Origin of the sequence: Pseudoalteromonas sp. MelDa3 (genome assembly GCF_002863625.1) — a bacterium.
GTDB classification, from domain to species: domain Bacteria; phylum Pseudomonadota; class Gammaproteobacteria; order Enterobacterales; family Alteromonadaceae; genus Pseudoalteromonas; species Pseudoalteromonas arctica.
Window position 1 is genome coordinate 1 of the sequence record NZ_PJBR01000005.1, and the last position, 25,246, is coordinate 25,246.

Below are 25,246 nucleotides of genomic sequence, written 5' to 3' on the forward strand. Positions count from 1 at the left end.
TGTATAAATAAAGCTTATTTTTGTAGTTTAATACCATTGTAATAGGCATCAAGCGTTGTGATTTTAGTTTGATTTGGTAAATCGGCAAAGTCACTTTCTATAAACTTAGTACCACGTAATTGCACATTTAAACGTGCGGCATTAGGATTAAGCATTGTTTGCTTGTAGTAGTCTTTTATATCTGCAAGCGTTACTTTTTCAACTTCATCAATCAGCTTTTGCTTAGAATCAAAGGTAAAGTTTTCACGGTACCAATCGTTTATAAGTGGGCTCATTTCGTCACTTAAGTTTTTAGGCTGCTCTTTAAGCGATACTAGGGTTGAATTTTTAAGCTGCTCAAAAGTCTCTTCGCTCATGTTATCAAGTTCAACTGCGTATTCTTTTTTAAACTTATCAAAACGAGCTTGTATTTCTTTAGGACCTTTAACCGGTGTTTGAATATACAAACCAATTGCAGAGTAATCCTCGATTGGGCGAGCTAATGCACCTACTGCATATGCAAGTTGCTCCTCAGTGCGCATTTTATCAAACGCAACTGTTCTAAAGTGACTTTGTAATACAGCCGCCTCTGCTTTTTGTTTGTAACCCGCAACAGGGTGAACGGTCATATCAACCACCGCTACATCAGCTACATCAATATCTTTTTGCAGTACCAGCGTTTCGCCCGGTTGTGGTAACCACGCTTTGCTGCGCGCAAATTCACTGCGTTTATGGTTGCTTGGTAGCGTTGCACTTAATTCGTCTGCAATCGCGTCTATATCTTGCTGATTGTAGTTACCGTAACTAAATACGCGTAAATCGTTTTGTGCAAACGTAGCTGTTTTTAATTGTGCTAAGTCGGCAACACTCACTGAGTCAGCGGCTTTAATAAGCGCGTCTGTATCAAAACCACCTGTACGCGTTAGTTTTGAATACTCGCCAAATGCTTGTGCATACGGAAACTGTTTTTGTTGGTTTAGTAAATTACGTTTAAAGCGATCAACTGCTTGGCTAAATGCTTGTGCTGTTTCATCGGCTTTTAATCCGGTTAAAGCTTGTTTAAGCAATATATTTTGTTTGTCTGTGAAACCACTCATAGATAAAACAAGACCATTACTCGGCGCAAGGCCTACACTCATACCAGCGATTGCTGCTTCGGTACTTAACTGACTTTGTTGAATATTGTATAAATCAGCCCAAACAGAATAAAGTACTTCTGCTTTAATATCGTTCAAACCTGGTTGAGTATTTATATAAACTTCGACAAGCCCTTTTGGCTGCTCTGCAAATTTTTGACTTGCTTGGCGCCATACTTTTACACCATTTTTATCGTAAGCAAGCTCAGGATGTTTTTGCTCTTTAAATGCTTGAGTTTTTATTGCAAAATTTTCAGGCAATAAATTGTTTACAGTCGGTAGTGCTAACTTAAATTCGCTTGGTTTTTTCCAGCTTGCAATCTCTTGTTCGCTAATGTCACTGATGCGATATTTACCGTCGTAAAAGTGTAGTTGTGAGTCTGTCTCTTCTTGCTGCGATACATACCAAATACGAAGAGTATCGGCATTTAACTGCTCAAGTACTTTATTTACAGCATCAGCGTCAAATTTTGCATAATAGTAAGGTGCATTAATAGCGTGATTTAACGGATAGTCTTGCATGCTTTGTGTAAGTGAACTTACATAATTAAACTCATCACCTTTTTCTAAAAACTTAAACTGGTTATTTAGTGATGTACGAATTTCGTTGAAGTACTTGCTATCAACGCCCTCTTTTTTAATTAAATCGATGTACTGCATGATAGTTGCAACTATTTCATCACGATTTTTCATGCCTTCATCTGTAAGCTCTGCGTTTACGTTTAATGACCCGTAGTTACCATATTGATTTGGTGCAGCTGAAGCTGACAACTGAGATACCCACCCTTTGTCACGAAGCAGTTGCGCTGGGCTGCCCGGCATTTCATTACTTAGTAAATACGCTACAAATCGATTTGGTTTAAGCGCGAATTCGCTATTATTATTAGCAATGGTGAAATCAAGTTGTAGCTGTTTTACATCTTCATTTGGTGCATAAAACACGCGTTTTCCGCCAGCGTTATCAAAATCAAGTTTTGCAGTTACTGCTGGTTTTTCGATGTTTTTATTTTTTATATCAGCGAAGTATTTTTGTGCTTTTTGCTCCATTTCAGCAATAGGTAAATTAGAAATAAGCGCTACTTTCATAACATTTGAAGAATAATATTTATTATAAAAATCAACCGTTTCTTTGTGAAGAGAACTATTTTCTTTGTCACCAAGTGTTTCTAGGTTACCAATTAAAAAGCGATTAGCGGGGTGATCGCCCATCATTTTACGCGCGAGTTTAAATTGACCAAAAAAGTCCATTTCGCGACGCATTGACCACTCTGCGTTTACTGCATTTTTTTCTTTGTCTGTGTATTCAGGGTATAACTTAGGTGCTTTGAAAAAGTCGGCAAAACGGTCTAGCCCTTCATCAAACGCGTCGTTATTAATTTTAAACATGTAATTAGTAATATCGAGCCAAGTATACGCATTGTGCGCGCCACCATTCTTGGTCATAAAATCAGAATACCCTTTTGTATCTGGGTAACGATCAGTGCCTAAAAACAGCATGTGTTCTAAATAATGCGCCATACCCTGTTGCGACATCGGGTCGTGGAGTAAACCTACACCTACACTAAGTGCCGCTGCTGACTTTTCAGCACCCGGATCAGACACTAAAATAACTTCAATGTCGTTTGCTAATTTAAGTGTTTTATATTCGCGGTTATCGTTAGGGCTTACAACTAACGTGTCTGATAATAAAGAGGCCGGAGGCGCCACAGAAACCGAAGCTGTATTTGAACAACCACTTAAAACTGCAAGTGCGATAGCACTAAAACCAATAATCTTTTTCATTTTTGTTTTCCATTAAAAAGTATTGCGCAAAATAGCATGCGCCAATTCAAAGCAATATAGTTAAGCTAAACTAACATTTTCAATTAATAACTTTCTACAAAATAACGCTATTTTGTGTAACACATTGTGAAAAATGTCTTCATAATCGGCTATTAGTTGCGAGTCTGCCAACCTTCGAGATTAAAAATCATTCAATATAAAAAGATACACAAACTCTAAATAATAATAAGGAAAAACAATGGAAAAAATCATCATACTTGCCATGTTTGCACAAGTTACGCTTTCACTGGTTGTAATGCTCATTATGGGTAAAAGGCGCTTTGCAGCAGCTAAAAACAAACAGCTTGATTTAAGCGATTTTAAAACAATGCAGTTAGATAAGGCTGGCGACACTGTCAGGGTTGCAGATAGAAACTTTTCAAATCAGTTTGAAATACCTGTACTTTTTTACGCGGGATGTTTACTTGCACTACAGCTAAATAGCGCCAGTACACTTGTGGCTGTACTGGCCTGTTTATTTGTAGCAACACGTATTGTGCATAGTGTTATTCATTTAGGTGAAAATAACGTACGAGCACGTTTTAAAGTGTTTTTACTAGGTTGTGTTTGTGTGTTTTCAATTTGGCTAGCGATGGTTTGGCGAGTGTTACTTTAAATAGCAAAGTTTAATAATGGTAATGTGGGCGGCTGGTTTACGCCATCCACATTACCATTAATTTTAATTATTTAGCACGTTTTAAACGAGGAACCGCAAGTAAAAAAGCACCTAACAGCCAAATTAACCCGCCGCCAGAACTGCTACTAGAATCTGTTGATGAGTTAGAATCAATTAGCGTATTTTCAGTAACAGTAAGACCTGCGGCTGAATTAGGATCATCATCCATTATCGCCACATTTTGAATAGTCACTAAATTAGCACTGCTAATTGTTACATCAGTGCTTGCACATTGTTCAGCAGTAATACCAACAACGGGTGTTTCACCACAGTGTACTAATGCTGCAATTTTATCTAACGTTGATTGGCTTGCTGCAGTAATTTGTCCAAACACAGTAAAGCCACCGTTTTGGGTATCAAGTGCTGCACTATTGTCTGTAATATTAAAAAACCACTGGCTCGTTGCACTATCAGCATTACCCGATAGTTTAGCCATCGCAATGGTGCCCTTAACATTAGAAAAAACGGGTTCATTTTCTACAGCAGGTTTTGTGGTAATCGCATCTAGCGAGTCAGAAAATGTAAATCCCCCCCCTTGAATAACAAAGTTACTAACAGAGCGGTGAATTACTGTTTCGTTATATGAATCGTCTTGAACGTAACTTAAAAAATTTGCAACTGTTTTAGGTGTTTGTTGATCAAACAAGTTAATTTCTATGACACCTTGGCTCGTGTTCATTTCGACAATAGTGGCAGCACTTGTAAAGCTTGCTGCGGCGAGTACTGAGCCAAGTAAAAGTTTTTTCATGTTGTATTCCTGTTGTTATATTTTTAGATAATTGTTAATGCGTTAACACATTAATGCCATAGGCGATTAAAATCGATTCTAAAGTGAGAGTTGATACAAATTAGACCGTGTTGATAACAAATTAATTACATATACCATTACTTATATTCTTTTTAGCTATATAAATCTAATTATTTAAAATTAAATCATCTTAAGAGTATGGCTACTTTTTGTTACCTTTAAAAAACACAAAACAACAGGATCTTATAATGCCACACACTAAACATGCAATTTGCGACTTTGGTTTACACAAAGGCGAACCCTATACAAAACTGCCAGCAAGCTTTTTAACCTGGATGATAGGTACTAATCACCATAAGCGAGAGTATGCGAATACGGAGTTGAAGCGTCGTGAACGTGCTGCCACAAACCAATTAACAGCCCCTTCCAAATAAAATGTAAAATAAGTACGTTTTTTTAGCATAGAACTAGTTTAAACTAGCTGCCTGATAAATTAAGTAGACCTTAATCCATAGGTATTTTATGCGTATAATTATTTTATTTTCGGTTATTTTTAGTGTACTTGGATGCACATCTCCTGCTCCTGAATCCGTGTTTAGCGCTACCCCGACTAAATATTTAACTGTTCTTCATACTAATGATAACCACGGGCGTTTTTGGCAAAACGAAAAAGGCGAATACGGTATGGCCGCTCGCAAAACGTTAATTGACTCTTTACGCAATAAAGCTCAAAAGCAAGGTCATGCAGTATTACTACTCTCTGGTGGTGATATAAATACAGGTATTCCTGAGTCAGACTTACAAAAAGCAGAGCCTGACTTTAAAGGAATGTCGCTGATTGGTTACGATGCAATGGCATTGGGTAATCACGAATTCGACAACCCTATTGATGTATTGAAGCAACAGCAAAAATGGGTGAATTTTCCTTTTCTATCAGCCAATATATTTGAAAAGGAATCAGGCGAACACGCGTTTGATAGCTATAAAATATTCAAAAAGAATGGATTAACTATTGCTGTTATTGGTTTAACAACAACCGACACAGCTAAAATTGGTAATCCTCAATATATTGGGCACTTAGAGTTTAAAGACCCTGTTGATGTTACAGCAAAACTAGCTAAAGAAATAAAAGCTAAGTACAACCCTGATATTACAATCGCCCTGACTCATATGGGTCATTATGTTGATGCTAGCTTTGGTATCAACGCACCCGGTGATGTAACACTTGCTCGCTCACTTCCTGCAAACACGCTTGATATGATCATTGGTGGCCACTCTCAAGAACCTGTATGTATGAGCGATACAAATGTAAATGACGATAGCTTTAAACCAGGTCTTGCCTGTAAACCAGACCAACAAAACGGTACTTACATTATGCAAGCCCATGAATGGGGTAAGTATGTTGGTAAAGCTGAGTTTAAGCTTGAAAATGGAAAATTAACGTTACTAGACTACAAACTGATGCCAGTTAATTTGTATGTAGATAAAGTACAAGCTGATGGCTCAACTAAAGAAGTATTAGCAAACGAGTACATTAAACCAGACTCAAAACTTGAATCTTATTTAGCGGTATACCAAGCTAAAGGCGCTAAACAAATTGAAGGTACCATTGGTGAAGTAGATGCTCGCTTAGAAGGTGACAGAAACAAAGTTCGCTACCAACAAACAAATCTTGCACGCGTAATTATTCAAGCTCAAATGGATGTAGTGGGTGCAGACTTTGGACTAATAAGTGGTGGTGGTATTCGCAGCTCAATAGAGGCTGGTGAAGTGAGCTATAAAGATATTTTAAAAGTACATCCTTTTAAAAATCGTATTACTTACATGGATTGGCAAGGCAGTGATTTATGGGACTATTTAAATACAGTAACGAGCTTCCCACCGGATGCTGGCGCTTATTTGCAATACCATAAACTATCGTTTGAGCGTAAAAATAATCAGTTAGTTAATGTTGTTATTAACGGCCAACCTTTGAACAAAAATAAAACTTACCGTATGAGCTTAAATAGCTATAACGCATCAGGCGGTGATGGCTATCCTGCGCTTACAAATAAAAAAGGCTTTGTTAGTACAGACGAAACAGATGCCCAAGCACTTCAAGATTTTATATCAAAAAACAGCCCTCTTAAAACGGCTGAATTTACTCCTAAATAGCCTCTAATAATAGGAAAGTAACCTTGTTACTTTCCTATTATTTCAATACTGCCCTTTTTAATATTTGCCAGCCCATAACTATGCAGACGAGAGCGAGAACCCTCCCCGTATGCTTTAGGTGGATAATATAACTCTTTTTCTTCGGGATACTCGCTGAGTACTTCATCTAATGCAGCACGTACTTCGCTCAGGGTTTTTTCTAGGCTATTATTAAAGTTAGGCCTTTTTCTAACTGTATGGCCGAGTTCGACCAACCTATAAAAATACTTGTTAGCAAGCTCTAGCAGCTCCTCTGGCACATCTTTATTATGACTAAGCGCTACATCATCGTTATTTGTACAATACTCTACAAGTGCTAAATAAAAGCACAATGGCTTATTGGCTAAACACATTTTTTGTTCTGTATTACAACTACTTGATAATGTTTTATCATTAAGGTCAACAATAAGTATCAACGGCGTAGGCTCTACAATTGATTGATGCTGTGCATTATTAAACTGCTTATTGCTCTGTTTAATAAACGCAAATTTCATCCAAAAACTAATCAACACACTTAATACTAAAAATATAAAATAGTAAATAAAATGACTCAATGTAAAGTGGGTTTGTTGGACGTTAAATACAACTAATACGAACCCATTACTAGTGCTCAAACTACGTATTATTTGGTGTGAGTTTACAGGTGTTACCATCTCGTTTTTTGGTGCAATAGCAACAACTTTGAGCTCGTTCGAATTAATGTAGCTGTTTAAAGTTTTAATGTAGCTGTTAACTGCATCTTTATTACCTGAATGCTTTAGCAGCTCATTCGATAAATCGAGTAATGGTAAGTCGAGTGCTATTTGCCTTTCTATCTGCGTAATTTTTTGTTTAGCTACTTGCTGGCTTTTTTGAGTTACAGAAATATAAAAGACAGACGACAAAATTAAAAACAAACTTATAATAACAAGTAATTGCTTATACTTACTCATCACCAGCCTCCTCTTTTAAGCCTACTAAGTTGGCGCCACAGCGCCAAAATGGCTGGACGTTTTGATAGTAATGCAAACTTTGATCTTTAGACATATCAAGCAAATTTTCCTGCACTGCGCATAATAAATCAGTGTTGTTTTGCTGCATTTTTAAATACCATCTTGTTCCAGAAATATTATTACTCAATGGCGTAATATAGTTTTTTGAAAAACGTTTTTCGTCGCTCTCTTTCCAAAACGAAGCAATAATATCTACTTTTCCATTAGCGAGTAAATCACGTAATTCGTTATGAGAGCTAGCATAAGTGATTTTCAAATTGGCTAAATTAATATCCAACTCTTTAAACGTTTGCTTTGGTAAAATATGCCCTGATCGGCTGGTCGGATAATCAAGCAAACCTATGCGCTTATCTAAAAAGTATTGTTTAGTGACTCGAGGTTTTTCTTTAGAAGATATAAAAAAAGCCGTGTAGTCAGAAAAACCAACAACGGGCTGGTAGTTATATGTCGACTCTGCTTTAAAGGCTGCCATAATATTGTTTTTAGCCAAAATTAAGTCAGCAATTCCTTTACCCACAAACTCAAAGCTGTCTGCCGTTCTATACCCCCAATACCCTTTTACAGAGCCATATTGCTTAGCCACCACGTTATCAGAGCATAACTTTTGTGTTAATAACTTAGCTATTTTTTTTGATTGCGTAAAAACAATTAATTGGCCTTTGTTACTTGTTGCAGTTGTTTGACACTCTGTTGAGGTTTCGATCATAACTGGAAAGTGTAATTCATCATTGTATACACTAACTTGACCGCAAACCCACGTAACGACCAACAATAGAAACAAAAATGTAACAATTAACATTTTGTGCAACACGATATTTTTAAAATTCAAAGCAATGCCACTCAAAAATAGACTATATAGTGCATTTGAACAATTTCGCTTACTTATTACAACAAGTAATTTTACCTGTTAAACATAAACCATTGATTTAAAAGTAATGTGAATAAGAAACTATGAATTTTAATGAGTCCTTCCTATCAACACCAAAAGTAAGGACAATTGACCGCATTAGCCTGTAGCAACGCCATGAAATATTCATTAAGGAAGTTCTAATGCATAGCAATATAAAGTACTCGATATCTTCTGCGCTTTTGATTAGTGCAATATTTACAAGCACTGACTCACATGCTTGGGGTCAAAATGGCCACCGCATTGTAGGTAAGATTGCAGAATCTCATATAAGCGAAACAACTAAAGCGGCAATACAACCCTACCTTGATGGTGAATCACTTGCACAAATATCAACGTGGCCTGATGAAATGCGCTCTGCCCCTGGCGAGTTTTGGCAAAAGCAATCATCTCGTTGGCATTATATTAATGCAGCACCAGGAAAATCTTTCAGCTTCAATCACGATCACACTAAAAACAAAGAATCTGTAAGTAATATCCTAGAAGGCATTCACTATTCAATGCAAACGCTCACTGATAAAAATAGCACCTTAGATGCTAAACAGTTCAGTTTACGTTTTTTAGTACATTTGGTGGGCGATAGTCACCAACCATTTCATGCTGGTCGAAGTGAAGATAGAGGTGGCAACCGTATTAAGGTTTCATTTTTTAACGAAGAAACAAATCTTCACAGCCTTTGGGATACAAAGTTAGTTGAGAACGAGAATTTATCGTTTACTGAGTACGCACAATTTATTGATACAAATAACAGCGAGTTAATTGCTGAGTATTTACAAAGCTCACCTATGACATGGGTTGAAGAATCTCATAATTTAGCCACAAAAATTTATAAATATACCAACAACGAAATTGGTTATAGCTACATATATAACAATACTCCAATTATAAAGACGCGCTTACAACAAGCGGGTATTCGATTAGCTGGATTACTAAATGCCCTATTTGACCCTTCTGCAAAAGAGTTAGAAACGGCACTGAAAATGACGACTGACAAATAAACTGTATTAAATTTATATAACCTACACACGGGAAATCAACATTATGACTAAGCTTCGCCTTTCGAAATTAACTGGAGCGGTAATTTTAGCTCTAGGTGTTTCTACAAGCGCAATGGCTGCTGATACTTCATCTGCAATGCGTGGTAAAATTACAACGCCTTCAGGTGGCAGTGCTGCAAACGTTAAAATCAAAGTAATTCACCAACCGACGGGAACTATTAGCGAACTAACTACAAACGAAAGTGGTACGTTTATCGCTAATGGTTTACGTGTAGGTGGTCCTTACATGGTTATCATTGATTCTGATACGTTTAACGATACCACTGTTGAAAATATATACTTGAACCTTGGTGAAACTTACCGTTTAAGCTCGCAGCTTGCTCCGCTAAACATCGAAAAGATTGAAGTGTCTGGTTATAAGATTGTTCAACAATCAGGTGGCTCTAGCAGTACATTTGGCTCTGACACTATTGAAAATATGCCAAGCTTTAATCGCGACATTAAAGATATTGCGCGCTTAAACCCACTTGCCAGTATTAATGGCAATGGCGAGCTAACGTTTGCAGGTAGTAACCCTCGTACCAACGGTTTAACAGTTGACGGTATTGGTCAAAATGATGACTTTGGCTTGAACTTTGGTGGCTACCCTACTTCTCAGCCTCCTGTAGCACTTGACGCTATTGAACAAGTTTCTGTTGATGTATCTCCTTTCTCAGCTTCTAAAGGTAACTTTGGTGGCGGTACTATTAACGCAGTAACAAAATCTGGTACAAATGAGTTTAAGTTCTCTGGCTTTTATGAAATATCTACTCCTGAGATAGCTGGCGATGTTCATAATATTGTACAAGAAGACAATCTTGATGAGCTAGGTCATAAAACTTACTCTACAAATAAAGTAGAGCCGATTAAAACTGAAGAAAGATTTGGTTTTAACGTTGGTGGAGCGATTATTGAAGATGAACTGTTTTACTTTGTTAACTATGCAGAATGGTCAAGTGAATTAGATCTAGATTACGGCTTTGACGGTTCTGGTGCTTCAAATGAATTTAATACTTCTGAAGCTAACTATAATCGTTTCATTTCTATCTTAAATAATGAATACGGCTTAACTGATTCATTAGCCGGTGCGCCAGAAGATACAAACAAAAACTTGCTTGTTAAATTAAGTTGGAACGCAAGTGATGACCACCGTTTAGATTTCACTTATCAATGGCAAGACGACCAAGATGAGCGTAACTCTAGCACTGGCGGTGATAATATAGCCTTAGTTTCAAGCACTTATGCATACGTAACTAAGTTTAATAACTTTTCATCTAAACTTTACTCTGATTGGACTGAAAACTTTTCAACAGAAATTGGTGTGTCGTATAAAGATGTTACCTCTGATAGCGCAACTCGCTCTAACTTAGGAAGCATTACTGTTGAGGAAGACGGTCGAAATGGTCCTTCTTACAACTTTGGTACAGATCAATACCGCCATGCAAACCGTTCAGAAACACAAAATCTAACTTTTACGTTAGACGCTACGTATTTAATGGATGAGCATGAAATAAACTTTGGAGCTCAGTACGAGTCACTTCGTTTATATAACTTGTTTGCTCAAAACTCTCTTGGAACGTGGAAATTTGATAGCTTAGAAAATTTTGAAAACCGTGAAATTGGTTCTTATGATTTCTCTTATCAAAATGCTTACACTAATGATTCAGCTGATACAGCATATGATGTAAGACGTAACCAGCTAGCGCTTTACATAGAAGATACTTTTTATGTAGGTGATGATTTAGAAGTTACAGCAGGTGTTCGTTATGAGCGTTTATCATCTGATGATAAACCAACTCTAAATGAAAACTTTGCTAATACGTATGGCTTTACTAACCAAGAAAATCTTGATGGCCTAGACATTATACTTCCTCGTGTTGGCTTTAAGTACTACGTAACAGAAGCGCTTACTATTAATGGTGGTATTGGTCGTTTCCAAGGCGGCATTCCAAATGTTTGGTATAACAATTCATTCCAAAGTGATGGCATTACTTTAGTATCAGCACAAAACGATGTAATTAATGATTACTATGCAAATAACACAGCTGATATTACTCAGGTTCCTGATGAAATAAAAAATACATTAGAGCAAGGTGCTGGTAGCGTTGCGTATATCGACCCTGACTTTAAATTGCCTTCAAGCATTCGTACTCAAATAGGTTTTGAATATGAGTTTGATTCTGAACTATTAGGTGATGGCTTTAAATGGCAAGCTGAAATTGCTTACCATAAAAAAGAGAATGAAGCGGTATGGCATAATTCGTCTATTAACCCAGTAGGCTTAGCAGCGGACGGCGAACGTGTTATCAATCAAAGTATTTACAGTGGCGATAATGTTGACATAGAAATGACTAATTCATCGGATGAAGGTCGTTCAATTATTATTTCAACGGGTATTGCTAAACAATGGGACAATGGCCTGTTTGTATCGGCAAGCTATGCTCACCAAGATGTTACAGAATCATCAGCCGGTTCAGCTTCTCAGGCAGAAGGTAACTATAAGCACAATATTACAGTAAATCGTAATGAAGATATTGCAGCACGTGGCTTTTACGAAGTTGAGCACAGCTTTAAAATTAACTTAGCGTATAACACTGAATTTTTTGAAGGATATGCAACCAAGTTCAATGTTTATTTTGAACGTCGTTCAGGTCGCCCATTTAGTTACACAATGAATATGTATAAAGATGAAGACTTAGGTGATACTAGCTCTTTATTCACTAATGGTGCTTACTTACCTTATATCCCTACAGGTGCTGATGATCCGAATGTAAATTGGGCTGATTCTAAAATGACTTGGGCTGAGTTAGAACCGTTATTAGAGCGTGCTGGTATATCTCAACGTGGTGGGATCTTAGGTAAAAATACAGCAACGCAACCTTGGGTTACTACAATGGACGTTAGCATTAAGCAAGAAATACCTGGCTTTGCTGAAGGTCACACTGGTGAGGTTTATCTAATGATTGATAATTTCGCAAACCTTCTAAACAGCGATTGGGGTGTAGAAAAACGCTTAGGTTACTCTAACCAAACTATTTATGACTTTGGTGGTCTTGATGATCAAGGTAGATATAAAATAGACAACAGCTTTGGTGGTGCGGATGTGCGTAATTACTCGCAAATCAGTTCATCGTCATCAGCTTGGCAGGCTAAAGTTGGTATTAGCTACAAGTTTTAAGTCTTAATAGGTAAGTAATAACACATTAAGTTATTTGTTAACAAAACCCATTGCAAAATTGTAATGGGTTTTTTGTTTTTCACACCCCAATTTCACATGTTTGTCATAAAGCCCACGTAATATATACCCCGATATAGAGTTATTGCTCGAAAAAATACTCAAATAGACAAAAATAGTACTATTTATTAAAAATATATTGCAGTTGTATTTTATTTGTAACGAATAAATAAGGTACACTAGTAACGGATTGTGAATAAATGAACTTCAACTGTTTATTTTGCAAAATTTTAAAATAAAAATATAAAAATTTAATTAATAACTACACGGGAAAATTAAATGAAAACTCAATTACGCAAAACAGCTCTTTCACTTGCTATTGCAGCATGTGTTGGTGTAAGTGGCGCTGCAATGGCTAACGAAACGACCTCTGCAATTAAAGGTCAAGTAATGGGGCCTAACGGCAACCCAGCAGCCGGCACTAAAGTAACAATTTTACACGTACCTTCTGGGTCAGTAAAAACAACTGAAGTAAATGACGCTGGTTATTTCACAGCTAAAGGCCTGCGAGTTGGCGGTCCTTATAAAGTAGTTGTTGATTCAGATGTATATGCAGACCAAGAATTCAATAACATTATTCTTAATATTGGTAACGATTACCCAGTAAACGTTTCTCTTGAGTCACAATCAAGCATGGAACAAATTGTAGTTTCTGGCGCGCCAATTAGCTCTATGTCTGGTGGTACTGGTCCGGCGTCTACTTTCACACTTACAGATCTAGAGAATCAGCCTGCTATTAACCGTGATTTAAAAGATATCATTCGTGTTGATCCACGAGTAGCAATAGATGATAGCCGCGGCACTATTAACTGTGGTGGCGGTAATCCAAAATTTAATAGTTTAACGCTAGACGGCGTTCGTATGAACGATAACTTCGGCTTAAGCTCAAATGGTTACCCTACTATTCGCGCACCTTTTTCTTTTGATTCAATTGAGCAAGTAGCTGTAGAACTTGCACCATTTGATGTTCAGTACGGTGGATTTACAGCGTGTAACATCAATGCTGTAACTAAATCTGGCGGCAACGAAATTCATGGTGGCGTGTTTTTCGATTACACAAATGATTCAATGAAAGGTGATAAAATTGAAGGCGAAGACGTTGATAACGGTAGTTATAATGAAAAACGCTACGGTTTTAATGTTGGCTTACCTCTAATTAAAGATTCATTATTTTTATATACTTCATATGAAAAGCTAGAAGGGGTAGCACAATTCAATTATGACCCTTTAGGTTCAAGTGTTTCTGAAAGCGACTTAGCTCGTATCCAACAAATTTCACAAAATGTGTATGGTTATGATGCAGGTACCACTCCTTCGAGTGCACCTGTAGAAGATGAAAAAATATTAATTAAATTAGATTGGAACATTAACGATTCTCACCGTGCTAACTTAGTTTATAACTATAATGACGGCTTTACATTATCTCAATCAGATACTGGTTCAACTCGCCTATCGTTAGATAGTCACTTTTATGAGCAAGGTGCAGAATTTACTTCAATCATCGGTTCATTATACTCAGACTGGAATGACGATTTTTCAACTGAAGTTCGTTTAGGTAAATCGGAACTAGATGCACGTGTTGAATCACTTGATGCTGCAAGCAGCTTTGGTGAATTCCAAGTAAACACATCGGATGGAGGTCGAGTATATTTAGGTCCAGATGATTCTCGTCAATCAAACGATTTAAATTACGATACAACTACATTTAAACTTGCTGGTACTTACTACCTTGACCAGCACACGATAACAGCTGGTTACGAGTATGAAGAGCTAGAAGTATTTAACCAATTCGTTCAACACACGCAAGGTGAATGGAGTTTTGCAAGTATTGATGATTACGAAGCAGGAATTGCAAGTGCAATTTTCTACAATAATGCCGCAGGTACGAATAATGCTGCAGATGCCGGCGCTAGCTTCTCATATGCTCAACATACTTTTTATATTCAAGATGAATATAGCTTCTCAGACATTGATGCATCACTAACGTTTGGTCTTCGTTACGACAGTTACACTAGCGATGACAAGCCTACTTTAAATGAAAACTATACTGCACGTTATGGTTTCAGTAACCAATCAACATTTGATGGTGTGGATTTAGTTCAACCACGTATTGGCTTTGAATGGTATGCAACTGATGCACTTGAAGTTCGCGCAGGTTTGGGCTTATTTTCAGGTGGTAATCCGAATGTGTGGTTATCTAACTCATATTCAAACGACGGCATCACAAATATTAGCGCAAATCAGTTTGGATCTATTGATTTATTTGCTACACCAAATGTGAATGGTGGAAAACCAGGTTTTGATGTACCACAATCACAGTTTGATAAAGTAGCTAACACAGTAATTGGTTCTGGAGATAGCTTTACGAACGCCGTAGCTTCTGATTTTGAAATCCCATCGGAATGGAAATATTCAGTAGGGGCTACTTATACAACAGAAGACGAATATGTAATCTCATTAGATTATCTCTACACCAAAAAGCGTGATGCAGCAACGTTAATGGACCAAGCCCTTACTGACAGTGGTACTACTACTTTTGATGGTCGTCCAATTTTAACCTCTATTGAAGGACGTGACGGTGATTTACTTTTAACAAATGTTAATGGTGACAGTGGTGAAACTTCAATTATCTCTGCAGCTGTAAGCAAAGCATTCGATAACGGTATTAAAGTACAACTATCATATGCTTATACAGATGCTGATGATGTTAACCCAATGACAAGTTCAACAGCGAGCTCTAACTACGGTAACTTGGCAACGTCTAACCCGTTAGATCCTGGTGTATCTTCATCAGATTATGAAATACCTCATCGCTTTACATTAAACCTTGCTTACACACATGAATTTATCGATGGATATAGCACTCGCTTTAATTTATTTGGTGAAGCATACAAAGGCTTGCCTTACAGCTTCACATTTAATGGTAACGATGAAGATACATTTGGTGATTTTAATTCAAATGATTCTCGCCAACTACTTTATGTACCGTTAGTAAACGATCCTAACGTTGTTTATAACATGTCAGCAGATGAGATTAATGAATTTAATGAGTTCATTGCATCTGAAGGATTAAAACGTGGTGAAATTTCAGGTCGTAACGCGCAAAATTCTGATTGGTTTGTTAAGTTTAACTTTAAGCTAACTCAAGAAGTACCTGGGTTCATGGATGGCCATAAAGGTGAAGCATTCTTCGTAATCGATAACTTAACTAATATGTTAAACGATGATTGGGGTGTACTGAAAAAAGGTCCTTTCGTTGGTGCTCGTATGATTTCAACAGATATTGATGACCAAGGCCGTTACGTTTATTCAAACTTTAACGGGAATAACGCAAGCACCACAACTCAACGTGATGCATCTCTTTGGGAAATGCGTGTAGGTGTTCGTTACACTTTCTAATTTAGAACTGTAGCCTAAAACACCTTTTAAAAGCCCACTTTGTGGGCTTTTTTATGCCTTTAATTTGTTATTTAACTTTTCAAAAATACTCACTAACACTTCGTATTCTTCGTTGGTTAAAGTACTCAGTAATTGTTTTTCCCAATTAAGTGCATCGGGTGCTATTTGCTCATATAAGTTTTGCCCTGCTTTACTCAGCACAAGTAATGCTGCGCGTTTGTCTTGCTTATTTAGCTCACTTCTCACTAAACTTTTATCTATTAAAACTTTTACCGCGCGTGAAACAGTCGACTTGTCCATATTTGCTTGCGTGCATAAATCCTTTGCGTTGCTTTGGCCATACTGCGCTAAATTAGCAAGTATTCGCCACTGGGGAATATTTAAACCGTACTTAGTTTGATAAACCTCGGCAAAGTCGTTACTTACACGTGTTGCTACATTCGTTAATTGATAAGGTAAAAACGTTGCTAAATCAATTTTCATTTTTGGTTATCCCAGCTTTATAAGGCTTACTTTGGTGTTCATTAATATTTACACAGGTGCGTAGTTGCACATTTGATATTAGTCTCACTTGAGAGTATCTTAACTGAAATAATAATAATATTAAACCAACCCCCTCTCACAGGAGTCAGTAATGGCGACACAATTAAGTTATATGACAGGTTTTGGTAATGAATTTGAAACACAAGCGCTACCCGGTGCATTGCCGATAGGACAATTTAGCCCACAAAAGGTTAAATACGATTTATACACCGAGCAATTTAGTTCGACTGCATTTACGGCTCCTCGCGCTTCAAATCGCCGCACTTGGTTTTACCGCCTTCGTCCTTCGGTAGTGCAAGGTGATTACCAAGCAATTGATAACGGCCTAATAAGAACAGCCCCAATCACTGAAGCCGTAACACCACCAACAATGCTACGTTGGAATCCTATTGATATACCTTCACAGCCGACTGATTTTATTGATGGCTTGGTAACTATGGCAGCTAATGGCAGTGCCAATGGGCAATCTGGTATTGGCATTCATGTATATGTCGCTAATCGGTCAATGCAAGGGCGTTACTTTTGCAATGCCGATGGCGAAATGTTGTTTGTCCCTCAGCAAGGTGAGTTATTAATTCACACCGAGTGCGGTAAGTTAAGCATTAAACCAGGTGAAATTGCTGTGATTCCCAGAGGAATTAAGTTCGCTGTTGATTTAATTGATGATACAGCCCGTGGTTATATTTGTGAAAATTATGGCCATGCGTTAGAGCTTGCAGAGCGAGGACCTGTTGGTGCAAACGGTTATGCCAACGACAGAGACTTTCAATACCCCGTTGCTGCATTTGAAGATAAAGAAGGTGACTTTGAGCTTGTTTCTAAATTTAACGGTAATTTATTTAGCTGTGAAATAAAGCACTCTCCTTTTGATGTAGTTGCATGGACGGGTAATAGCTCACCCTACAAATACGACTTATCGCGTTTTAATGTAATGAATACAGTGAGCTTTGATCACCCCGACCCGTCTATATTCACTGTGCTAACCTCTCCTTCTGCTACTGAGGGTATGGCAAATGTCGATTTTGTGATATTTCCACCGCGTTGGATGGTAGCCGAAAATACATTTCGCCCGCCTTATTATCACCGCAATATTATGAGTGAATTTATGGGCTTGATTGAAGGTGTGTATGATGCAAAAGAGCATGGTTTTGTACCTGGTGGTGCAAGTTTACACAATTGTATGTCGCCACATGGACCTGAAGCAGACGTATTTGAAAAAGCCTCAAACGCTGAGCTTACACCACAAAAATACGAAAACACATTGGCCTTTATGTTTGAGTCGCGCTATATAATTTCACCGACAAAATATGCATTAGAAGGTAGGGAACGCCAACCAAACTACACCGATTGCTGGCGTACTATTAAAAAACAATTTACAGGTTCACAGGATTAATTATGAAATTATACAGCTACTTTCGCTCATCAGCGGCTTATAGGGTGCGTATAGCGCTTAACTTAAAAGCAATCGATCATGAACTTGCTATTGTTAACCTTTTAAAATCGGAGCAGCTTGGGCAGGAATACTTAGCCACTAATCCGCAAGGGTTACTACCTGCACTTGAAACTGATAATGGTGTTTTAGCACAATCGCTTGCAATACTGGAATGGCTTGATGAAACTTATCCGCAATCGCCATTAATTACGGGGACTGCGTGGCAAAAAGCACAAATAAGAAATTTAAGCTTTGCCATTGCCTGCGATATTCATCCTGTTAATAATTTACGCGTGCTGAAATATTTATCGAACGAATTAGGTGTTGATAACGAGGCTAAAAATAAGTGGTATCGACATTGGATAGAAATTAGTTTTGAAAAAATAGAACTGATGCTAAACGAAAATGATGACTACTGTTTTGGTAACCAACCAACACTTGCTGACATTTGTTTAGTGCCGCAAGTATTTAATGCAATTCGTTTTAACGTAGATATGAGCGCTTATCCAAAAATTGCAGCCATTTACGAACACTGTAATAAATTAGCTGCATTTAATGACGCTGCACCGCAAAATCAACCCGATGCAAATTAAGCTAATTTAAAACTAACTTTGTAGCGCACTATGAATAACCGTAATGTGCTCAATTAAATCTAAGCCCAGATCAGTTAAATATCCTCCATCTGGGCTATCTATAATCCCTTTTTCAAATAAGCGTTGCGCTGCACTAAGTAAGCTTGGCTCTGCGTCTGAGTGTAATTTAATACCCTGCATTTTACTGTCGCGAGGAAACTTTGCTAATAGTGTGAATTCTTCGATCATTGTTTGATTAAATTGCATTGTGTGCACCTTTTTATTTGAATCCAAGTTGTTCTGTGAGTAACTAAGTTTATAATTAAAATCACTTTGTGTACTTTACACTAGCACGTTTTTTAGCTTAATGTATTATTTTTAACCCTCCCTATTTAAAGGCCTCTAATGCGTAACTTTTTAATTCTATGCTTTTGTTTTAGCAGCTTATCGTATTCAATACTTAGTGAAGCAACAACCCTTAAAACCCATTCAATTATTGATGCAAACCAGTTTGTAAATGAAGAATCAAACTGTTGGTACGACAACAAACGCTATAGCGAAGGCGCATTAATACAAATTCACTCATTTACACTTTTGTGCGGTGCTAAAACACCCCAACACAGTAACAGCCAACTCATTTGGCTTAAAATAGATAAACAAGGTAATGCTATTTACCCAACAGCTCCTAAAACAATCACTGTGAATTAGCGCTAAAAGCTGATTTGAGCTACAATGCACGCAGTTTAAATAAGTAGTATGGCTATGGATAATCAACCTAAAAACCCTTTACATGGGGTAACGTTAGAACAAATACTTGTTGAGTTAGAACAGCGACTTGGCTGGAGAACACTTGGCGAGCAAGTAAAAATCAAATGCTTTACTGATCAACCGAGCATTAAATCGAGTTTAAAGTTTTTGCGTAAAACGCCTTGGGCTCGCGATAAAGTGGAAGCACTTTATATTCACACTATAAATAACAAACCTATTCGTAGACCAAAAAGTGCACCGAGAGAAACATCTTCTCAAGCGCCGGATACAACAGGGTTTGTTTGGCCATCAATTAAAAAATGATGTAAAAAAGGAGCTAATTTAGCTCCTTTTTTGATTGTAATTAGCGCGATTTATTGCTCTTTGCAAATCACATTTAATGAGGCCGGCTCAATAGTAATAACGAGTTTGTGAGCAGTTTTAACTTCACCGTCAAGTACGTACTTAAACTCTCCTTCACCTGTCACCTCGACTCTTTTAGCATTTGTATGATGCGAATTTATAGCTAAATGTGTTTGAGTTAAACTGCTAAACATCAGTTCTGCAATGCTCAATATTGTCGTAGAATTTTCATTATTTGGTGTTAGCCAATTCACATCAAGAAGCCCGTCACTATGATTTGGCTGCCCACCACCTTGAGCCAATAACGTTGTAAAAGGCGCAGCGTTAGCCACAATAAAGCTATTTGTACATATTTCTTTCGGCTCATTATCATCAAGTTTCACACTAAGTAACTGTGATTTCTGCTCGCCAAACGCTTCAAAAAAGCCATTTAAATAGGCAAGTTGCCCCGATTTATTTTTCGACTCTCTATCTGCTTTTTCAATCATTGATTGCTCAAAACCAATGCCCGCTAATAAAAGTACTAATTCGTTATTACAATAAGCGGTATCTATTGTGCTTGTTTGACCATCAATTATTAAATCACAGGCTTGTTCAACAGGAATAAATTTAGAGCTAATCCCCATCAATACATGCGCAAGTGCGTTTGCAGTCCCCATTGGTATAATACCTAGCTTACATTGTGTATTTACAAGTACGCTTGCAACTTCGGCCACTGTACCATCGCCTCCACACGCTATTATTATGTCTGGTTTTTGCGTAATCGCTTGTTTAGCAAGCTCAATACCGTTTACGTCTTGTGAAGTAGTAAGTACTTTTAAATCGTAATAGGCCGATAACCGCGCAACAATTAAGTGCTCTTTTTCTTGCCATAATCGTGTACCAGATACTGGATTTGCAATTAAAACGGCTTTGTTTTTAATCAGCAGCTCGCCTTTTTTATGGCGCTTAGCTAAATGGCGAAGCTGATGCTTATTTAAATTTGCGGTTTCGCGGGTTTCCTTTATTTGTGCAAGTACTTCATGTACATCTGCATTTTTGTTTTGACTCAATAAATAAGCCGCCATTACAAAAACTGACCGCCCACGGCCTAAAGCACAATGTACAACTACGCGACGGTTTTCTTTAATATGATGATGTATCCAATTAATAGCCTGATTTAACTGAGAATGGGTAGGAATACTATGATCGAGCACCGGAATGTTTAAGTAATTTATATTCTCTTGTGTTGAACTCCACTCGAGTCCGTCAAATTCACACGTAACGTCTAAAATTGCCGTAATTCCGTTATCTTTTAATGTGTCTATGTCTGAGGGAAATAATCGGCAAGCTAAAAATAGGTTTTCGTTTATTTTTTGAATTGGCGGCACTTTATCGCGCTTACGTGACCAGGCATTATAAATTTGCACACCAAATAAAAATGGCACAAACGCCCAACGTATATAAAATGGGATCACCCCATTTTCACGTTTTCTAAATATTTTTGCTGTATTAAAAATATATGCGGTACTCACTAATAAAAGTGACAGTGCAGTCCAATAAAAAACAATAGCAAAGTAAACAGAGTTTACTTCCCAACCAATAAAAATAAGTAGTAATGCTAAAAGTGAATAACCAATTGCAGCCCACATAGTCTCTCCTTTGTGTAAATAATTCCGATTTTCTAATTTTAATTTAAACGGCTTTATGTACTCTTTTGCAAATATCACGCCATATAAATGGCATTTTAAATTCAAATTAAAATCATAAGCTATTGATATGTAATGTTAATAATAAAATAAATTTAAGTGCAATCTGCTCTTTGTGCATTTTTTACAAACATGTGAATAAATTATACTTACACGTCTAAATTTCAAACACTGATCGGTTATTGCTTGTACTAACGTATAAAGCAGCTAATCTAAAAATCAATTAAATTTTTTGCATCCAAATCACACTCTCAACCGTTTACTCAATGATAATAAGAAAAACAGGACTCCTATGGATAACGATGATTTACTCCCTCTTCTGTGCGCAACAGCACAAGGAGACAAAAATGCTTTCTCAAGTTTATATCAACAAACTAGCGGCAAACTTTTTGCTATTAGTTTAAATATGCTCACTAACAGAGCTTATGCGGAAGAGGCACTACAAGATGCTTTTATAAAAATTTGGCATAACGCATCTGAATACAACGCCTCTAAAGGCACCGTTATTAGTTGGATGATAAGTATAGTTAGATACAGAAGTCTTGACTCACTACGCTATCACAAAGTACGAAAAGAGCAGTCGTTAGGCGATGACGAATATGAAAATGAAAGTATCGACGTTAATTACGATGAAGAAACGAAACTGGTTAATTGTATCGAACAGCTTGAGCCACAACAAAAACAAGCTATTCACTTAGCTTATTATAAGGGGCTGAGTCATAGCGAGCTAGTGGATCATATAGAAACGCCATTAGGTACAGTTAAAAGCTGGATCAGGCGTGGGCTTATGCAGCTACAAAGGTGTTTAACATTATGAATTATAATAAACCCGAATTATTAGACGCGCTTGCTGGGCAGTATGTGCTTGGCACACTTAGAGGGCTTGCCCGTAAGCGTTTTCAGCGTCTGTTGCTTAATTCAAATCAAGCACGTGAAGCAACAAATATGTGGGAGCAAAACCTAAACAACTTAGCGAGTGCTATTACGCCGCAAACGCCACGTGACGAGGTATGGGTAAATATACTACAACGTATTGAAAACAGGCCACAAACAAGTAAAACAGTGATACATACCAAGCCTTCAATTTGGCGTACATGGTCTTTTGTGGCAACTGCTGCGTGTATTGTTTTAGCCTTTTTAGTTATTCAACCTAGTACCAATGTTATGCACACTCAACAAATTGCTTTGGTTCAAAATCAAGATAAACAATCATTGTGGTTTATTGATGTAAGCGAGCAAGGGCTCTCAATTAAAGCCAGTAGCCAATTGGTTGCCCAAACTAATAAAGATTATGAGTTGTGGATGATTTTAAAAGGGCAAGATGCACCTATTTCACTGGGTTTACTTCCCAAGCAAGGCAGTAAAATATTATTTAAAGATAACCGTTTTAACGCAAGTGATATCGCATTGTTAGCCGTGAGCTTAGAACCTATTGGTGGCTCACCAAATGGTTCTCCTACTGAAGTGCTTTACACCACAGAGCTAGTACTTTTATAACCCTACTATTATGACTAAAGTTGGCTGTTTACTTAAAGCAGCCAACCTTCTCTAAAACTTTTTTAACAAAAAATAAAAATAATTTAACTTTTTTGCATCCAATTTAAATCCTGCCCCGTTATTAGCTATGACTTCAATCAAAACTAAAGGACAAAGTCATGAAAGCTTTAACTCCATCAATACTCGCAGTAGTAATATGTAGTACGTTTGTAAGTGCACCAAGTGAAGCATCTAGCCACAGAGAAGCGCCAAATATAAGCCGTTTCCCGACTTTAGATTCAACCGATTTTTATGTATTTAATAGTTACGAGCAAGGTCGTGATGATTTTGTAACATTAATTGCTAACTATATCCCGCTGCAAGATGCATACGGCGGTCCTAATTACTTTGCAATGGACCCAGATGCTACCTACAGCATTCATATAGATAACGACGGCGATGCTGTTGAAGATATTACATTTGCGTTTAACTTTAAAAGCATGCTTCCTAATGATAACCAAGGTGTGCAATTAACTGTTGGACCTGAAGGTAATCAACGCACCGTGTCTGTACCGCTTAAAAATGTAGGCGGTGTATCTGCCGGTGATGACAGCGCTGCAAATTTTAGCGAATCATACACAATGAGCATGATTAGCGGCGCGCAGCGTACTGGCGAAACAACGGTATTAAACAACACTGCATCAAACTCAAGCACATTTTCTAAACCGCTTGATTATGTCGGCAATAAAACATTTGGCTCAATGAGCGATTACCAAACTTATGCTGACCAATTTGTGTATCAGGTTTCTATTCCTAACTGTGAAAGCATGGCACAAGTTTTTGTAGGACAACGTAAAGACCCATTTGTAGTTAACCTAGGTAAAACATTTGATTTAGTTAACTATGTACCTGTAGAAGGCGATAGCGCCCCTGGTGCTGGTGACGGCGGTGGTTTTCCAGGTGGTATAACGCAATCAGCCGATAATGACGACCTTGCAGATAAAAACGTAACATCAATCGCTATCGAAATACCTAAAAGCTGTATTGTCGGTGAAGGTAACAAAGTAATTGGTGCATGGACAACAGCAAGCTTACCTCAAGCACGTGTATTAAACCCAAATGCTAAATTTGCTAATAATGCGGTAAACGGTGGTGCATTAACTCAGGTTTCACGACTAGGTAGCCCGCTTGTAAATGAGCTGGTAATTGGTATTAAAGACAAAGACACATTCTCTACTGCACATCCTAAGGACGATGCACAATTTTTAGATTATGTATCGCACCCATCATTACCAGAGTTATTAAATATTTTGTTTAAAGATGCTGTTAATACCACTCTTGGCGCAAACTTAGAAACACTGGCACCCACAAACTTCCCGCGTACTGATTTAATCACTGCATTTTTAACGGGTTTTGCAGGCGTTAATCAACAAGCAACAGTAACACCTTCAGAAATGCTACGTTTAAATACAGACATTGCAGCAACAGCGCAAGCTGATCAATCTGCATTTGGTGTAGCGGGTAATGATTTAGCCGGCTTCCCAAATGGTCGTCGCCCGGGTGATGATGTGGTTGATATTGCACTTCGTGTTGTGATGGGTCGTTTATGTCACCCTATTCCTGTAAATGGTGAAGACACTGATTTAGGACTCTGTGTACCAGAGGATGCTAATACAGGCACAGTGCCATTTACTGACGGTGCACCTATTGATGCAACAATGATGGATTCATCATTCCCATACCTTGCAACACCGCTTGCTGGCTCTAAATAAGGAGTAAAATAATGCGTAATTTAAAAACTACCCATATTTGTGTTCTCCTCAGTGCATTAACATTGGGAGCATGTAGTAGCGATGATGATAAAAAACAGCCTACACCGGTTGTAAACACAGCGCCTACCGCAAGTGATGCAATGCTAACTACACAAACTGAGGTAAGCATTACCGATATGCTTAGCGCAACCGACAATGATGGCGATTCACTGACTTACTCGTTAACAAGTGAGCCAACTCTCGGAACTGTTACCGTTAATAGCGATGGTAACTTTACCTATACACCGAATAAAGAAGCGACAGGTTCAGATAGTTTTATGTTTGGTGTAAGTGATGGCGTTAATTCGCAAGTAACTGCAACAGTAAACATTACAATTGACGCACTACAAGTCGACTTTGCTCAATTTGCAACCGATGCATTTAATCAAGCCGCAAATGCAGAGCCATTAACTGTTAACGGTCGGGTGTTTACAAACACAGATACCGATGTTGATGGATTAATTTCAACAAACGGTAACTAACCAAGTAAT

21 protein-coding genes are annotated in these 25,246 nt (G+C 37.7%); 14 read left to right on the forward strand and 7 right to left on the reverse strand.

The window, feature by feature from the left end; all coding sequences use genetic code 11:
- Positions 1-14: 14 nt before the first annotated feature.
- Entirely contained in the window at positions 15-2,897 is a 2,883-nt protein-coding gene (locus CXF89_RS01285; protein WP_121953577.1) for an insulinase family protein, read from the reverse strand.
- A 238-nt stretch (positions 2,898-3,135) separates the two neighbouring features.
- Between CXF89_RS01285 and CXF89_RS01290 the strand changes: the two genes are divergently transcribed.
- A complete protein-coding gene (locus tag CXF89_RS01290) occupies positions 3,136-3,552 on the forward strand; it encodes an MAPEG family protein (RefSeq protein WP_121953578.1) in 417 nt (138 codons plus the stop codon).
- A 67-nt stretch (positions 3,553-3,619) separates the two neighbouring features.
- On the opposite strand, the gene CXF89_RS01295 is transcribed toward CXF89_RS01290, so the two are convergent.
- Positions 3,620-4,360 carry a peptidylprolyl isomerase gene (locus tag CXF89_RS01295; RefSeq protein ID WP_024591810.1) on the reverse strand — a complete coding sequence of 247 codons (741 nt, stop codon included), beginning with the start codon at positions 4,358-4,360 and terminating at the stop codon, positions 3,620-3,622.
- A gap of 248 nt (positions 4,361-4,608) precedes the next feature.
- Between CXF89_RS01295 and CXF89_RS01300 the strand changes: the two genes are divergently transcribed.
- On the forward strand, positions 4,609-4,794 hold the full coding sequence (locus CXF89_RS01300; RefSeq protein ID WP_024591811.1) for a hypothetical protein: 186 nt from the start codon (positions 4,609-4,611) through the stop codon (positions 4,792-4,794).
- Between the two features lie 88 nt (positions 4,795-4,882).
- Complete coding sequence (gene ushA, locus CXF89_RS01305) at positions 4,883-6,514, forward strand: bifunctional UDP-sugar hydrolase/5'-nucleotidase UshA (RefSeq protein WP_121953579.1); 1,632 nt, start codon at positions 4,883-4,885, stop codon at positions 6,512-6,514.
- Between the two features lie 26 nt (positions 6,515-6,540).
- Here ushA and CXF89_RS01310 read toward each other — a convergent pair whose 3' ends face one another.
- The gene (locus CXF89_RS01310; RefSeq protein ID WP_121953580.1) at positions 6,541-7,485 is read right to left on the reverse strand and encodes a hypothetical protein; all 945 of its coding nucleotides are present in this window, start codon (positions 7,483-7,485) and stop codon (positions 6,541-6,543) included.
- On the reverse strand, positions 7,478-8,344 hold the full coding sequence (locus CXF89_RS01315; RefSeq protein ID WP_121953581.1) for a type 2 periplasmic-binding domain-containing protein: 867 nt from the start codon (positions 8,342-8,344) through the stop codon (positions 7,478-7,480). The genes CXF89_RS01310 and CXF89_RS01315 overlap by 8 nt, the downstream gene beginning before the upstream one ends.
- A 251-nt stretch (positions 8,345-8,595) precedes the next feature.
- Between CXF89_RS01315 and CXF89_RS01320 the strand changes: the two genes are divergently transcribed.
- The 3 genes from CXF89_RS01320 (at position 8,596) to CXF89_RS01330 (ending at position 16,123) form a co-directional block, all read left to right on the forward strand.
- Positions 8,596-9,450: a S1/P1 nuclease gene (locus tag CXF89_RS01320; protein ID WP_007582418.1), complete on the forward strand. Its 855-nt coding sequence runs from the start codon at positions 8,596-8,598 to the stop codon at positions 9,448-9,450.
- 43 nt (positions 9,451-9,493) lie between these two features.
- Positions 9,494-12,667: a TonB-dependent receptor gene (locus CXF89_RS01325; RefSeq protein WP_121953582.1), complete on the forward strand. Its 3,174-nt coding sequence runs from the start codon at positions 9,494-9,496 to the stop codon at positions 12,665-12,667.
- 336 nt (positions 12,668-13,003) lie between these two features.
- A complete protein-coding gene (locus CXF89_RS01330) occupies positions 13,004-16,123 on the forward strand; it encodes a TonB-dependent receptor (RefSeq protein WP_121953583.1) in 3,120 nt (1,039 codons plus the stop codon).
- A gap of 51 nt (positions 16,124-16,174) precedes the next feature.
- Here CXF89_RS01330 and CXF89_RS01335 read toward each other — a convergent pair whose 3' ends face one another.
- Entirely contained in the window at positions 16,175-16,606 is a 432-nt protein-coding gene (locus CXF89_RS01335) for a MarR family winged helix-turn-helix transcriptional regulator (protein ID WP_121953584.1), read from the reverse strand.
- Positions 16,607-16,757: 151 nt separating this feature from the next.
- On the opposite strand from CXF89_RS01335, the gene hmgA reads away from it, so the two are divergent.
- Both hmgA and maiA read left to right on the forward strand, forming a co-directional pair.
- Complete coding sequence (gene hmgA, locus CXF89_RS01340) at positions 16,758-18,059, forward strand: homogentisate 1,2-dioxygenase (protein ID WP_121953585.1); 1,302 nt, start codon at positions 16,758-16,760, stop codon at positions 18,057-18,059.
- A 2-nt stretch (positions 18,060-18,061) separates the two neighbouring features.
- Entirely contained in the window at positions 18,062-18,691 is a 630-nt protein-coding gene (gene maiA, locus CXF89_RS01345; protein WP_121953586.1) for a maleylacetoacetate isomerase, read from the forward strand.
- A 12-nt stretch (positions 18,692-18,703) separates the two neighbouring features.
- Here the strand turns inward: maiA and CXF89_RS01350 are convergent, their stop codons facing one another.
- Positions 18,704-18,937, reverse strand: coding sequence for a TIGR02647 family protein (locus CXF89_RS01350; RefSeq protein WP_007582405.1), 234 nt, complete (start codon positions 18,935-18,937; stop codon positions 18,704-18,706).
- Positions 18,938-19,075: 138 nt separating this feature from the next.
- On the opposite strand from CXF89_RS01350, the gene CXF89_RS01355 reads away from it, so the two are divergent.
- Positions 19,076-19,378 carry a DUF1496 domain-containing protein gene (locus CXF89_RS01355; protein ID WP_008134362.1) on the forward strand — a complete coding sequence of 101 codons (303 nt, stop codon included), beginning with the start codon at positions 19,076-19,078 and terminating at the stop codon, positions 19,376-19,378.
- A gap of 54 nt (positions 19,379-19,432) precedes the next feature.
- On the forward strand, positions 19,433-19,741 hold the full coding sequence (locus tag CXF89_RS01360) for a VF530 family protein (protein ID WP_010553962.1): 309 nt from the start codon (positions 19,433-19,435) through the stop codon (positions 19,739-19,741).
- Positions 19,742-19,791: 50 nt separating this feature from the next.
- Here CXF89_RS01360 and CXF89_RS01365 read toward each other — a convergent pair whose 3' ends face one another.
- Complete coding sequence (locus CXF89_RS01365) at positions 19,792-21,411, reverse strand: diacylglycerol kinase family protein (protein ID WP_121953587.1); 1,620 nt, start codon at positions 21,409-21,411, stop codon at positions 19,792-19,794.
- A gap of 349 nt (positions 21,412-21,760) precedes the next feature.
- On the opposite strand from CXF89_RS01365, the gene CXF89_RS01370 reads away from it, so the two are divergent.
- From CXF89_RS01370 to CXF89_RS01385, 4 genes are all read left to right on the forward strand, one after another.
- Complete coding sequence (locus CXF89_RS01370) at positions 21,761-22,285, forward strand: sigma-70 family RNA polymerase sigma factor (protein ID WP_024595876.1); 525 nt, start codon at positions 21,761-21,763, stop codon at positions 22,283-22,285.
- Positions 22,282-22,965: an anti-sigma factor gene (locus CXF89_RS01375; protein ID WP_121953588.1), complete on the forward strand. Its 684-nt coding sequence runs from the start codon at positions 22,282-22,284 to the stop codon at positions 22,963-22,965. Before CXF89_RS01370 ends, CXF89_RS01375 begins: the two co-directional genes overlap by 4 nt.
- 158 nt (positions 22,966-23,123) lie before the next feature.
- On the forward strand, positions 23,124-24,716 hold the full coding sequence (locus tag CXF89_RS01380) for a DUF4331 domain-containing protein (RefSeq protein ID WP_121953589.1): 1,593 nt from the start codon (positions 23,124-23,126) through the stop codon (positions 24,714-24,716).
- 11 nt (positions 24,717-24,727) lie between these two features.
- A complete protein-coding gene (locus CXF89_RS01385) occupies positions 24,728-25,237 on the forward strand; it encodes an Ig-like domain-containing protein (RefSeq protein ID WP_121953590.1) in 510 nt (169 codons plus the stop codon).
- Positions 25,238-25,246 lie beyond the last annotated feature (9 nt).

Excerpts from the sequence above, each read along its gene's own strand:
- CXF89_RS01285 (WP_121953577.1), bottom strand. The coding sequence starts at position 2,897 with ATGAAAAAGATTATTGGTTTTAGTGCTATCGCACTTGCAGTTTTAAGT.
- CXF89_RS01290 (WP_121953578.1), top strand. The coding sequence starts at position 3,136 with ATGGAAAAAATCATCATACTTGCCATGTTTGCACAAGTTACGCTTTCA.
- CXF89_RS01295 (WP_024591810.1), bottom strand. The coding sequence starts at position 4,360 with ATGAAAAAACTTTTACTTGGCTCAGTACTCGCCGCAGCAAGCTTTACA.
- CXF89_RS01300 (WP_024591811.1), top strand. The coding sequence starts at position 4,609 with ATGCCACACACTAAACATGCAATTTGCGACTTTGGTTTACACAAAGGC.
- ushA (WP_121953579.1), top strand. The coding sequence starts at position 4,883 with ATGCGTATAATTATTTTATTTTCGGTTATTTTTAGTGTACTTGGATGC.
- CXF89_RS01310 (WP_121953580.1), bottom strand. The coding sequence starts at position 7,485 with ATGAGTAAGTATAAGCAATTACTTGTTATTATAAGTTTGTTTTTAATT.
- CXF89_RS01315 (WP_121953581.1), bottom strand. The coding sequence starts at position 8,344 with ATGTTAATTGTTACATTTTTGTTTCTATTGTTGGTCGTTACGTGGGTT.
- CXF89_RS01320 (WP_007582418.1), top strand. The coding sequence starts at position 8,596 with ATGCATAGCAATATAAAGTACTCGATATCTTCTGCGCTTTTGATTAGT.
- CXF89_RS01325 (WP_121953582.1), top strand. The coding sequence starts at position 9,494 with ATGACTAAGCTTCGCCTTTCGAAATTAACTGGAGCGGTAATTTTAGCT.
- CXF89_RS01330 (WP_121953583.1), top strand. The coding sequence starts at position 13,004 with ATGAAAACTCAATTACGCAAAACAGCTCTTTCACTTGCTATTGCAGCA.
- CXF89_RS01335 (WP_121953584.1), bottom strand. The coding sequence starts at position 16,606 with ATGAAAATTGATTTAGCAACGTTTTTACCTTATCAATTAACGAATGTA.
- hmgA (WP_121953585.1), top strand. The coding sequence starts at position 16,758 with ATGGCGACACAATTAAGTTATATGACAGGTTTTGGTAATGAATTTGAA.
- maiA (WP_121953586.1), top strand. The coding sequence starts at position 18,062 with ATGAAATTATACAGCTACTTTCGCTCATCAGCGGCTTATAGGGTGCGT.
- CXF89_RS01350 (WP_007582405.1), bottom strand. The coding sequence starts at position 18,937 with ATGCAATTTAATCAAACAATGATCGAAGAATTCACACTATTAGCAAAG.
- CXF89_RS01355 (WP_008134362.1), top strand. The coding sequence starts at position 19,076 with ATGCGTAACTTTTTAATTCTATGCTTTTGTTTTAGCAGCTTATCGTAT.
- CXF89_RS01360 (WP_010553962.1), top strand. The coding sequence starts at position 19,433 with ATGGATAATCAACCTAAAAACCCTTTACATGGGGTAACGTTAGAACAA.
- CXF89_RS01365 (WP_121953587.1), bottom strand. The coding sequence starts at position 21,411 with ATGTGGGCTGCAATTGGTTATTCACTTTTAGCATTACTACTTATTTTT.
- CXF89_RS01370 (WP_024595876.1), top strand. The coding sequence starts at position 21,761 with ATGGATAACGATGATTTACTCCCTCTTCTGTGCGCAACAGCACAAGGA.
- CXF89_RS01375 (WP_121953588.1), top strand. The coding sequence starts at position 22,282 with ATGAATTATAATAAACCCGAATTATTAGACGCGCTTGCTGGGCAGTAT.
- CXF89_RS01380 (WP_121953589.1), top strand. The coding sequence starts at position 23,124 with ATGAAAGCTTTAACTCCATCAATACTCGCAGTAGTAATATGTAGTACG.
- CXF89_RS01385 (WP_121953590.1), top strand. The coding sequence starts at position 24,728 with ATGCGTAATTTAAAAACTACCCATATTTGTGTTCTCCTCAGTGCATTA.